Here is an 11,259-nt window from a genome sequence, read left to right as displayed (position 1 = left end):
CGGGGCTGGCGCCGGGTGCGTCAGGCCGCCTGGAGGTTACCAGCCGAGTCCTTGCCGCTGCGCTTGTCGGTCTGGATCTCGTAGGAGACCTTCTGACCTTCAATGAGATTGCGCATTCCCGCGCGCTCGACGGCGGAGATGTGAACGAACACGTCCTTGCCGCCGTCATCGGGCTGAATGAAGCCGTAGCCTTTGGTTTCGTTGAACCACTTAACAGTGCCGGTATTCACGAATAGAACCTCGTATCGTTCGTTGACCAAACACGCGTATCTGCTCGAGACACCCGGCGCCGGTCCTCTTTTACATTTGACGGGATCAGCAGGTCGTGAGACGTGCGAGGCACGTTGTGTTCGGCTCACTGACGCCCGCTGAAATCCATGTAGGCGCATTGTGCGGCGGCAACAAGGCATCCGGCTGGATCTTGCCTGTCGGATCGACGCACCGCCCTCTCATGCCGCGCGATGCGAGCCCTGTGGCGAACCCCGTGTTTTTCGGTCCGCGACGTGCATATATGAGTTCGGCTCCAGGCAGTTAGGCGACGCAATCAGGCGGTTCATGGCGGGCATCTCGGTTTCCCTCGAAGGCGCGAACATCCAGCTCTCGTTCCAGAAGGACGATCAGGCCACGGCCGTCGTCATGGATGCCCGTGCGGCCCGTGCCCTCGTGCGCGCGGTCGGGCATCTGCTGACCGCGATCGACGAGCCGGACGAGGTCGATCCGCCGGACGACCTCGCCGACGAGGACATCGCCATGCTGGAAGTCACCTCCTCCGCCATCGAGGTGGGAACCGACGAGAAGGGTCAGGCCGTCGTGGCCCTCCAGGCGGGGCCGCTGCCGCCGTTCCAGCTGCGCCTGACGGACGAAGAGGCCCGTCACGTGGCGACGAGCCTCTCCGAAATCCTCAACGCCCCCCGCGATGTACGCGCATCGCATGGGGATCACTGACGGAACGGTTACATCCGCACGCCCGGGTCCGTCGGACCGCCGGGCAGATAGTCGGGCTCGGAGCCCGGCCCCGCCGGCTCGTCGATGCCGGGATCGTCGACGGGATAGGGGGTCCGCGGACCGGTCGGTCCGATATCGGGAGCCTCGTCCGGCGGCAGCGGCGGGGGCGGCAGGTCGCCGGGAATTCCCCCCGGGAGCGGCTCGGGGATCGGTAGGCCTGGATTGGCCATGCAGCGTCTCCTTCGCTTTGAGGTGGATCGGTCGGTGTGCCGGAGAAACCCACCCCGGCAGTCGCCAGTTCCAGCCCGATGCGGATTCGAGCGTTGCGCTGCCACCGAGGCTGCATTGCATCTCCCCGGAACCAGGAACCCGCCATATCGGCTACCAGTTCTTCCGCCATCATTCGTGACACGTGCGGAGATCAATCATGTCCGACATCAAGCAGTCGAAAGTTCTCATTCTCGCCACCGACGGTTTCGAGGAAACGGAGCTGACGGTTCCGCTGCAGACCCTCAAGAGCGCCGGGGCGAGCGTCGTCGTCGCCTCGCCGAAATCGCGCGAATCGCGCGAATCCATCCGTGCCTGGGACAAGACGGATTGGGGCAAGAACGTCGCGGTGGACAAGGATCTGGAAGACATCGACCCGGCGGATTACGACGCCCTCGTGCTGCCGGGCGGCCAGATCAACCCGGACAAGCTCCGGCTCGAGCCGAAGGCCCTCGACGTGATCAAGACGTTCCTCGTCTCCGGAAAAGTGGTGGCCGCGATCTGCCACGCGCCGTGGCTGTTGATCGAGGTGGGGGTCGTGAAGGGGCTGAACCTGACGTCGTTCTCGTCGATCAGGACGGATGTCATCAATGCCGGCGGCCAATGGCGGGACGAGGCGGTGGTGACCGACAAGGGCATCGTCACGAGCCGTAATCCCGGCGATCTCGACGCTTTCTGCGCCAAGATCATTGAGGAGATCGAGGAGGGCAACCACGGCGCTCGCCGCCTGGCCGCCTGACACTGTGCCTCGGGACGCTAGAGCGCTCTCCGCCGAAGTGGATGCCGGTTCGGCGAAAAAGAGCGCGGCACAACAAAGGCCGAGAGATGTGCCGCGACCCAATGTGGTCGGGCGCTGCTCTAGGCCCTGACCGGCCGGCGTCCCTCTCAGCCCCGCGAGGGGCCGTCCTCGCCGGTGACTTCGAGGACCATCGCGGACGAGAACGGGCGCCCGTACTCGTCCCGAACCTCGACGGTGATGCGATGGCTGCCGGCCGGAATGTCGCCGCCGAGGCGCGCGACCCAGATGTGGCTCGACGGCTCGGCCTTCACCCACGGCTTCTTCGCTTCCGGATAGCGCAGGAAGACCTCGGCGACGAACGGGTCGGGCCGCCGCGTGCGCACCATCTCGACGGCGGGACCGTCGTCGATGCGGTACCGGACGCTGGTGCGTGGACCGCCGTCGAAGACGTTCACCACCAGATTTGTCGCCCCGACGCTCTCGCGCGGCACAGGCGAGCGTAGGGTCTGCATCGGCCGGTAATCGCGCAGGACCTCACCGGCCCCTCCACGATACTGGCTCTCCAGCACGATTCTCATTCTCTCTTCCGGTTCGCCCTGGGCCGGTTGGTAGCGAGTGGTGTAGTCGGCGCCGTCGATGGACAGGACGTGGAAACCGTTGGGCGTCCCGTCGCGGCTGTCGGCCGAGGGAATGCCGGTGCGCGCGGAGGGGCCGCTCCACCACGACCCGGAGACGGCGGTGAGGACGTGGTGGTGGTGGCTCCCGCTTGCGCCTGCGCGGGGGTAATGATGCTCGGTCGTGTGGGTATGGCCGGCGAGGCTGAGCACGGGTCGGTCACCCAGGAGGTCGAGCAGACGCTCCCGGTCCATCACGTTCTGGCGCGGATCGGCCGGGTCGAGGTCGGTGACGAGCGGGATATGCATCGCGATGACGACGAGGGTCTCCTTGGGCGTCATCGACAGCATGTTGGCGATGAAGGTCATCTGCCGCTCGCCGATGCGCCCCTCGTAGCGGCCGACACCGTCGCCCTTGCCCGACGCGGCGCCCAGGTAATGCACGGTGTCGAGCATCAGGAAGAGGGCCTTGCCGTGGTGGAAGGCATAGTAGGGCGCGCCGTAGACCCGCTTGTAGGTCTCGCGGCTGTAGCGGGCGTCGGGCGCCTCGAAGTTGAGGTCGTGGTTGCCGCCGATATGGAACCAGGGGATCCCGATGCGCCCCATGATGCGGTTGGAGCGGCCGTAGAACGATAGATCGTCGAACAGGATGTCGCCCGTGGTCATGCCGAAGGCGGCCTTCGTGCCGAGGACCCGCGTCACCGCCGTATCGCGGACATGGCCGAGCTCCACCGGGCTTTCCGGCTGCGGATCGGTGAACAGGATCACGTCGAACGCGTCCGGCTCCGGTTCGCGGGTCAGCGCGAAGTCGATGGAGGCGGGAAGCGGTCCGGTCGGGTCGATGCCGCGATAGCGCAGGCTTAGATCGGGCGGCGTGCCCTGCGGCTGATGGATGTAGCTGAAGCGCGGAATGTTGTTCTCGTCGCGCGGCAGCGCGAAGCCGGCGGGCTTCACCACGAAGACGATATCGCCGTCCGAGACGTCGAGCGCGTAGCGGCCCTGGCCGTCGGTGCGGACCACGTCGCGACCGTTCGAGACGGCCACATCCGGGATGCCTGCCCGCCCCCCCGGAACCACTTCGTAGACGGAACCCGTCGCGCGCTCCGACGACCGCGCCGCCGAAGGCGCCAGGGCGAGGACGGCGGCACCTGCCAGGGTTTCGCGGCGGGTGAGAGCGGGACGGTCAATCATGCGGCAGCCTTTTGCGACGGGTCGGCCGCACCGAACCACGCCCTCTTGACCATGGCGTGACGATAGTCGCGTCCGCCCTCAGTGTCTGGCTGCGGCCTTCTCGACCTTTGGCTTGTCGCCAGTGGCGCCCGAAAACAATTCGCCGAGGTGTTTCTGGTCGAGACCGCGTGTCACGTCCGCAAGTCGTTCGCGAGTTGGGGATTCCGCGCTGCGCGTGAGGATCGAACCGGTGGCGACCGGATCCTTCACCGCTGCGACGGGGGCCGGCACGGCGGTGGGCGCACGCTGCACGCGCATGGCCCAATGGGCGGCGGTGGAAAGTGCGGCAATGGCGACGATTGCCTTGATGCCACCGGTGAGAAGGCGTCGCATGCTGGAAAGCCCGAGACTACGCGGAGGAACGCGACCGGTTCCCCGGCCCGTCTCACTTGTGCGAGAAGTCGGTAAACCATTTGGCCGCTGGCCGGCCCGGAGCCTGTCCTGAAATGGCGCGACCCATCCGCTACTACGATGAGCGTGGGCCATCAGCCACGGCGACGGTTCCTGTTCCCCGCGCCCGTGACACACTTGCCGCGACCCGGCCCACGAGGCCTCACAGGATCGACGCAGAGAACTGGTCCGCACCGCCCCGTCACGACAAGCCCTGCAACCGCGCCAGTCCGAGAGGGTTCGCGAAACCATCGGACGCATCGGCTGCGGGGATGGTGGATGTAGACATCCTGACTTGAGCCGGCAACCAACCCGGCTGCATCAGGGCCTTTCCGCCGCAGCGGCGAAGGCCTTCAACTGCCCGACCTCGTCCCCGTCGCACTCGGCGGAGAGCCGTTCATAGACGCGCCCCGCGCCGTCGAACATCAGTCGGCCGCCATCGTCGCTCTCGAGAAAACTCGCGATCTCGTCCATCTCCGCGACCCAGCGATAAGCCTTCGGCACCATGTCGGGCAGGACGCGGGAGAACCGCGCGAGCAGTTCCGGCTCGCTTTCGGCGAGTTCGGCATACAGCGCATGGGCGGCACCCGCCCGGCCTGCCGCGAGTACCATGACGGCGGCGAGCGCCGTCAGCCCCTTGTTGATGCCGGCATAGGACATTTTGAGCGCCGACGCCGCGCCGACGCCGCCCTCTACGGGTCGGACGTCCAGCCCCATTTCGCGCAACGCCACGGACGCCGAAAGGTTATCGCCGGAGACGTAGAACCGTGGCCCCCGTTCGCCGGATTTGGGCGGCGCTCCGATGATGGCGGCATCGATGAAGGGCGCGCCGGCCTGTCCGATCACGGCGGCGACGCCACGTTTCGTCAAGACGTTGAGGGCGTTGCAATCGACATAGACCGGTTTGCGCACCGCTGCAGCGAGCAGCGGGGACAGGCGAATTGCAAGGTTCGCCGCCTCCGCTGGCGGGACGATGGAGAGGATGAGGTCGGCCTCGGCGAGGGCCGTCTCCTCCACTCCTTCCATTCCGGATTCTTGGGCGCGTGCGATCGTAGCGGCGCTTCGACCTGCCAGAACGGTGAGGATACGGGCGCCGTTTCCGTGCAGTCGCGCTGCGATCGCACTGCCCATGGCACCAGGTGCGATGACAGCGATCGTCGCCATGAACGTTTCCTCCGAGTGGAACCACCCGGCTCGCATCTGACTCGCGTCAGACGTGAGTCGTCAAGTCGCGATCCACCCTCGGGTGGGTCAGCTCAGCGAGCCGCAGAAGCGCTGGATGCGGGTGCAGGCCTCCTCCAGCGCCGTGTTCGAGGTGGCGTAGGAGATGCGCAGGTTCGGGCCGAGGCCGAAGGCCGAGCCGTGGACGGCGGCGACCCCCTCCGCCTGCAGCAGTTCCACCACGAAATCCTCATCGGACTGGATGACCTTGCCCGACGGCGTCTTGCGCCCGATCGTCTCGGCACAGGACGGGTAGACGTAGAAGGCGCCTTCCGGCGTCGGGCATTTGAGGCCCTTGGTCTGGTTCAGCATGGAGACCACGAGGTCGCGGCGCTCGTGGAAGGCGGCGCGGAAACGGGCGAGATGCTCCTGCGTGCCGTCGAGGGCCGCCACCGCCGCCCATTGGGAGATCGAGGAGGCGCCGGAGGTCTGCTGGCCCTGGACGAAATCCATCGCCTTGATGAGGTGCTCGGGGCCGGCGGCGTAGCCGATGCGCCAGCCGGTCATCGCATAGGCCTTCGAGACGCCGTTCATGGTCAGGGTGCGGTCGTAGAGGCCGGGCTCCACCTGGGCCGGCGTCACGAACTCGAAATCGCCGTAGCAGAGGTGCTCGTACATGTCGTCCGTGAGCACCCAGACATGGGGGTGGCGCATGAGGACGTCGGTGATCTTCTTCAACTCGTCGCGGGCATAGGCCGCGCCGGAGGGGTTCGACGGGGAATTGAGAATGATCCACTTGGTCTTGGGCGTGATCACCCGCTCCAGCTCTTCCGGCTGGAGCTTGAAATCATGCTCCATGTCGGTCTCGGCGAAGACCGGGGTGCCGCCGCACAGCACCACCATCTCCGGATAGGAGACCCAGTAGGGACGCGGGATCACCACCTCGTCGCCGGGGTTCAGCGTGGCGAGGAGGGCATTGTAGATGACGTGCTTGCCGCCGGTGCCGACGATGGTCTGCGACGCCTTGTAGTCGAGGCCGTTCTCGCGCTTGAACTTCCGCACGATCGCCTCGCGCAGGGGCACGATGCCGGAGACCGGTGTGTACTTGGTCTCGCCGCGGCGGATCGCGTCGATGGCCGCGTCCTTGATGTGGTCCGGCGTATCGAAATCGGGCTCGCCCACCGACAGGCTGATCACGTCCATCCCGCCGGCTTTCAGCTCGCGGGCCTTCTGCGTCATCGCGATGGTCGCGGACGGCTTCACCTTGGACAGGGCGTCGGCGAGAAAGCCCATGATGGTCTGCTCCGATCACGTCAGATGGGCGCCGATGCGCGCCTCTTCAAAAAGCGCGCGGACCCTAGTCCCGGAGCTGTGAGCCGGCAAGGCTGAGTCGCAGGCGGCACTGTGTCGAAAACGGATCGATCTCGCCCTGCGGGTCGAAACGGTCCCCATCTCCCCCCACCACCTCATCCTGAGGCGCTGCGAAGCAGCCTCAAAGGAGGGCTCCAGTTCCCATGGCGCCTACTGGAGCCCTCCTTCGAGGCCTCCGCTCCGCTTCGGCACCTCAGGATGAGGTGAAGGGTGGGAGGAACGGTGTCACCCGTACGTTCGCGACCGTCGATCACCGGACCATCCGTCGTGCGAGGAGAAAGGTGCCTTTGGAAACAAAGCCGCCACCCGCCCCACTCTTGGCAGGCCGGATGGCGGTTCGTTTTAGCTGGTGGCGCGTCCGTTCAGATGCCGCCGAACACCCACCTGAGCTTCGACAGGAACCCTCCGCCGGATTTCGCCGCACGCGCCGCCTCCGGCTCGTCCTCCACGGCCGACGATGGTGCCTCCGCATGGATCAGGCCGAGGGCCGCCGTATCGGTGGTCTCGCGGTCGATGAGGATGAAACCGCCGGTATCGCGGTTCGCCGCGTAGGCATCGATGGCCACGGCGCGGTCCAGGCTGAGGGTCACGTCCGCGATGTCGTTGGCCACGAGGCGCGCGGCCGGAACGGGATTGCCGCTCTCCGGATCGATCCGCGTATGGATGGTCGTCACGGTGGCGTTCACCGTCACGGTGCCGATCTTGGCGAGCAGGGTGGCGCCGGGCAGCAGTTCGGTCTCCGCCGCCCAGAAGAGACGGGCGTCGAAACGGTCGCTCACCCGCATCGGCGCATCGGCCGTGACGATCACCGACCCGCGCGAGGCGTCGATCTCGTCGGCGAGGACGAGGGTGACGGACTGGCCCTCCACGGCATGCGGCAGGTCGCCATCGGCGGTGAAGATCCGGGCGATGGTGGAGGTCCGGCCCGAAGGCTCGACGATGATCGCATCGCCGGGGGCGATGCGGCCGCTGGCGATCAGGCCCGAGAACCCGCGGAAGTCGGAGTTCGGACGGTTCACCCACTGGACCGGAAGACGGAACGGAGCGGCCTGCTCCTCGACCCGCACGGGCACTTCTTCCAGGTACTGCAGGAGCGGCGTTCCCGTGTACCAGGGCACGGCGGCGCCGGGCAAAACGACGTTGTCGCCGTTCTTGGCGGAAAGCGGGATGGGCCGGATTTCGGTAAAGCCCAGGGGCGCGGCGAACGCATCGAACGCCGCCGTGATCTCCTCGAACTTGCCCTGCGACCAGCCGACCAGATCCATCTTGTTCACGGCGAGGACGACGCGCTTGATCCCGAGCAGCGAGACCAGCAGCGCATGACGCCGGGTCTGGCGGGTCAGGCCCTGCCGAGCGTCCACCAGGATCACGGCGACATCGGCCGTTGAGGCACCGGTCGCCATGTTGCGGGTGTACTGCTCGTGGCCGGGCGTGTCGGCGACGATGAACGAGCGCTTGTCGGTGGAGAAGAAGCGATAGGCGACATCGATGGTGATGCCCTGCTCGCGCTCGGCCTGGAGACCGTCCACGAGGAGGGCGAGGTCGATCTCGGCGCCCTGGGTGCCGTGCTTGCGCGAATCGCGCTGCAGTGCCGTCACCTGATCGTCGAAGATCTGCTTGGTGTCGTGCAGGAGGCGGCCGATCAGGGTGGACTTGCCGTCGTCAACGGAGCCGCAGGTGATGAAGCGCAGCACTTCCTTGCTCTGGTGAGCGGCGAGGAAGCTGTCATAGCCGAAGGCTTCGGGTGACTGATGGATCGTCATCTTAGAAATACCCCTCCTGCTTCTTGCGCTCCATGGCGCCCGACCCGTCCTTGTCGATCACGCGGCCCTGACGCTCGGAGGTCCGGGCGGCCAGGGTCTCGCCGATGATCTCGGGCAGGGTCGCGGCATCGCTCTCGACGGCGCCGGTGAGCGGGTAGTCGCCCAGCGTCCGGAAACGCACGGACAGGTTCTGCGGGGTCTCCCCAGGGTTCAGGGGCAGACGGTCGTCGTCGACCAGGATCAACTGGCCGTCGCGCTCCACCACGGGGCGGGGCTTGGCGAAATAGAGCGGTACGATCGGGATCTGCTCCTGCTCGATGTAGAGCCAGACATCGAGCTCGGTCCAATTCGAGATCGGGAAGACGCGCAGGGATTCACCCCGCTTCTTCTTGAGATTGTAGAGGTGCCAGGGCTCGGCGCGCTGGCGCTTCGGGTCCCAGCGGTGCTGGGCCGTGCGCAGGGAAAAGATGCGCTCCTTGGCGCGGGACGCCTCCTCGTCGCGGCGGGCGCCGCCGAAGGCCGCGTCGAACCTGTACTTGTCCAGCGCCTGACGCAGTCCCTGCGTCTTCATCACGTCGGTATGGACTTCCGAACCGTGGCTGATCGGGCCGATGCCACGGGCCAGGCCCTCCTGATTCGTGTGGACGATGAGATCGAGGCCGAGCTCCTTGGCGCGCTGATCGCGGAACGCGATCATTTCCTTGAATTTCCACGTCGTATCGATGTGCATCAGCGGGAACGGCAGGCGTCCCGGCGCAAAGGCCTTCAGCGCCAGATGCAGCAGCACGGACGAATCCTTGCCGATGGAATAGAGCATCACCGGGTTCTCGGTCTCGGCGACCGTCTCCCGCATGATGTGGATGCTCTCGGCTTCGAGACGCTGCAGGTGAGTCAGACGCTCGGGCAGCGTTGCGGCCAGCGCGGTGGCGGCGCTCATCGGGCGATCTCCAGATTGCTGTTACGGGGTGTCGATTCGAATGCGGCGGCTTCCTGGCCCGGCTGAACGTTCGCCTCGGGCTGATGCACGTGAAGGCCGCATTCCTTCTTGGATTCCTGCTCCCACCACCAGCGGCCGGCGCGCTCGGATTCACCGATCTTCACGGCGCGGGTGCACGGGGCGCACCCGATCGAGGGAAAACCGCGGTCGTGGAGGACGTTGTAGGGAATGTAATTGTCGATGACGAAGCGGTCGACGTCGGCGCGGGTCCAATCCGCGAGCGGATTGATCTTGATAAGCCCGCGCGCGTCGTCGGCCTCCGCCAGGGGCGTGTCCGAACGGTTGGCGGATTGGCCCGCCCGCAGACCCGTCAGCCATCCGGCGGCGCCGGCAAGGGCGCGGCTCAGCGGCTCGACCTTGCGGAAGCCGCAGCAGGCTTGCCGGGCCGCGACCGAATGGCGAAAGCCATTGATGCCCTCTTCCCGCACGAATGATTCTTCCGAGACCCGCTCGGGTGCATAGGCCTGGATGCGGATGCCGTAGGCGGATTCGGTCTCCGCCCAGACGTCGTAGGTCTCGGGGAAGAGCCGGCCCGTATCGAGGGTGACGATCTTCGTCCGCCCCTTGGCCATGGCGAGGGCATGGGTGAGAGCCTGATCCTCGATGCCGAGGCTGGTGGTGAAGACCAGTCGGCCGGGGATTGCGGACTCGATCGCACGAATGCGCCCCTTCAGATCGAGGCCGGCCATGGCGGACGCGAGGTCCCGCGCCGTTCGTTCCAGGGAAGTACTCATGAGCGTGTTCCGTACGACTGCCTTGTCAGATGCCCGCTTGTCTGGCACCTGAAATGTTCGCTATAACGAACGCTGTCAAGGCATGGCGGGTATCGCGCTGCGGCATTCCCCCGCTGCGGTAAATATGGTTTGCAGCGGCGCGGACGCCCAATGGGTTGCTCGTCGAGGAATATTCTTCTTAATTCGCTGGTCAACGCCGTGCCCTAGCGCACCACAGCGCCGCTGACCGGAACCGCAAAGCGAGGTCAATGTGGACTCGATCGATCTCAAGATCCTGGCGCTGCTCCAGAACGACGCCACCCTGTCGATCGCGACGATCGGCGAGAAGGTCGGCCTGTCGCAGACGCCCTGCTGGAAGCGGATCCAGCGCCTCGAAGCGGATGGCGTGATCGACCGGCGGGTCGCCGTCCTCGATCCGGTCAAGCTGGGCCTCGGACTCACAGTCTTCGTCTCGATCGAGACATCGGACCATTCGCGTGACTGGCTCGAACGCTTCGCCTCCACCGTCTCGGCCATGCCTGAGGTGCTGGAATTCTACCGCATGGCGGGCGATGTGGATTACATGTTGCGGGTCGTTGTCGCCGATATGCAGGCTTACGACACCTTTTATAAGCAGCTCATCGCGACGTTGCCCCTGAAGAACGTGACGTCACGCTTCGCCATGGAAAAAGTGAAGTCGACGACGGCGCTTCCGCTTCCGTCAGCGCCGACGAACGGGCGTTTCATACCGACGCTCTCCGTGGTGGCTGGAGAATAAAATTCTGTTCTGCGCTGCGATCATAGGCAGCTCCTTCTCCCACGACGCCGTTCTGTAAAACGGACATCCCGTTGACAGTCGGCCCCGCAGCGCGACATGGCTTAACGATGGCACGACAAGCGATCCTCCCCCGCACAGCCCCGTTCGACGACAACGAGCGTGCGAGCCTCGACGCCGTCCTCGGAGCGGCGACACCGATTCAGCGTGCCTGGCTCGCGGGCTTCCTCGCCGGTCTCGACGCGGCCGGGGGCCAGGCACGCTGAATCGGTGTCGCCGCTCCGAGGACGGCGT

At 66.1% G+C, this 11,259-nt stretch carries 13 protein-coding genes; 4 read left to right on the top strand and 9 right to left on the bottom strand.

Translation table 11 applies throughout. The features are described 5' to 3' along the window. Window positions 1–20 precede the first annotated feature (20 nt). Complete coding sequence (locus MBTS_RS16265; RefSeq protein ID WP_026175704.1) at window positions 21–230, bottom strand: cold-shock protein; 210 nt, start codon at window positions 228–230, stop codon at window positions 21–23. Between the two features lie 325 nt (window positions 231–555). Between MBTS_RS16265 and MBTS_RS16260 the strand changes: the two genes are divergently transcribed. Then, window positions 556–945 (top strand): hypothetical protein, encoded by a 390-nt coding sequence (locus MBTS_RS16260; protein WP_018042521.1) that lies wholly within the window; start codon window positions 556–558, stop codon window positions 943–945. A gap of 8 nt (window positions 946–953) precedes the next feature. On the opposite strand, the gene MBTS_RS16255 is transcribed toward MBTS_RS16260, so the two are convergent. Next, window positions 954–1,175 (bottom strand): hypothetical protein, encoded by a 222-nt coding sequence (locus MBTS_RS16255; protein WP_018042520.1) that lies wholly within the window; start codon window positions 1,173–1,175, stop codon window positions 954–956. Between the two features lie 197 nt (window positions 1,176–1,372). Here MBTS_RS16255 and MBTS_RS16250 point away from each other — a divergent pair, with 197 nt between their 5' ends. After that, window positions 1,373–1,951, top strand: coding sequence for a type 1 glutamine amidotransferase domain-containing protein (locus MBTS_RS16250; RefSeq protein ID WP_018042519.1), 579 nt, complete (start codon window positions 1,373–1,375; stop codon window positions 1,949–1,951). A gap of 146 nt (window positions 1,952–2,097) precedes the next feature. Here the strand turns inward: MBTS_RS16250 and MBTS_RS16245 are convergent, their stop codons facing one another. The 7 genes from MBTS_RS16245 to MBTS_RS16215 all read right to left on the bottom strand — a co-directional run bounded on the left by MBTS_RS16245 (window position 2,098) and on the right by MBTS_RS16215 (window position 10,211). Further along, window positions 2,098–3,756, bottom strand: coding sequence for a calcineurin-like phosphoesterase C-terminal domain-containing protein (locus tag MBTS_RS16245; RefSeq protein WP_192216020.1), 1,659 nt, complete (start codon window positions 3,754–3,756; stop codon window positions 2,098–2,100). Between the two features lie 78 nt (window positions 3,757–3,834). Further along, the gene (locus MBTS_RS16240) at window positions 3,835–4,128 is read right to left on the bottom strand and encodes a hypothetical protein (RefSeq protein ID WP_192216019.1); all 294 of its coding nucleotides are present in this window, start codon (window positions 4,126–4,128) and stop codon (window positions 3,835–3,837) included. A gap of 378 nt (window positions 4,129–4,506) precedes the next feature. Beyond that, window positions 4,507–5,349: an NAD(P)-dependent oxidoreductase gene (locus tag MBTS_RS16235; RefSeq protein WP_192216018.1), complete on the bottom strand. Its 843-nt coding sequence runs from the start codon at window positions 5,347–5,349 to the stop codon at window positions 4,507–4,509. Between the two features lie 87 nt (window positions 5,350–5,436). Beyond that, window positions 5,437–6,639: a pyridoxal phosphate-dependent aminotransferase gene (locus MBTS_RS16230; protein WP_056144018.1), complete on the bottom strand. Its 1,203-nt coding sequence runs from the start codon at window positions 6,637–6,639 to the stop codon at window positions 5,437–5,439. A gap of 440 nt (window positions 6,640–7,079) precedes the next feature. Continuing rightward, complete coding sequence (gene cysN, locus MBTS_RS16225) at window positions 7,080–8,480, bottom strand: sulfate adenylyltransferase subunit CysN (protein WP_192216017.1); 1,401 nt, start codon at window positions 8,478–8,480, stop codon at window positions 7,080–7,082. A 1-nt stretch (window position 8,481) separates the two neighbouring features. Next, window positions 8,482–9,417: a sulfate adenylyltransferase subunit CysD gene (gene cysD / locus MBTS_RS16220; protein WP_192216016.1), complete on the bottom strand. Its 936-nt coding sequence runs from the start codon at window positions 9,415–9,417 to the stop codon at window positions 8,482–8,484. Then, window positions 9,414–10,211: a phosphoadenylyl-sulfate reductase gene (locus MBTS_RS16215; protein WP_192216015.1), complete on the bottom strand. Its 798-nt coding sequence runs from the start codon at window positions 10,209–10,211 to the stop codon at window positions 9,414–9,416. Before MBTS_RS16215 ends, cysD begins: the two co-directional genes overlap by 4 nt. Window positions 10,212–10,461: 250 nt before the next feature. Here MBTS_RS16215 and MBTS_RS16210 point away from each other — a divergent pair, with 250 nt between their 5' ends. Further along, window positions 10,462–10,968, top strand: coding sequence for an Lrp/AsnC family transcriptional regulator (locus MBTS_RS16210; RefSeq protein ID WP_056144005.1), 507 nt, complete (start codon window positions 10,462–10,464; stop codon window positions 10,966–10,968). Between the two features lie 107 nt (window positions 10,969–11,075). Continuing rightward, window positions 11,076–11,231: a hypothetical protein gene (locus MBTS_RS16205; protein WP_192216021.1), complete on the top strand. Its 156-nt coding sequence runs from the start codon at window positions 11,076–11,078 to the stop codon at window positions 11,229–11,231. The last annotated feature ends 28 nt before the right edge of the window (window positions 11,232–11,259 follow it).

The organism is Methylobacterium bullatum (assembly GCF_014845095.1).
Lineage (GTDB): Bacteria > Pseudomonadota > Alphaproteobacteria > Rhizobiales > Beijerinckiaceae > Methylobacterium > Methylobacterium bullatum.
This window is presented reverse-complemented; position numbering and strand designations above follow the sequence as displayed.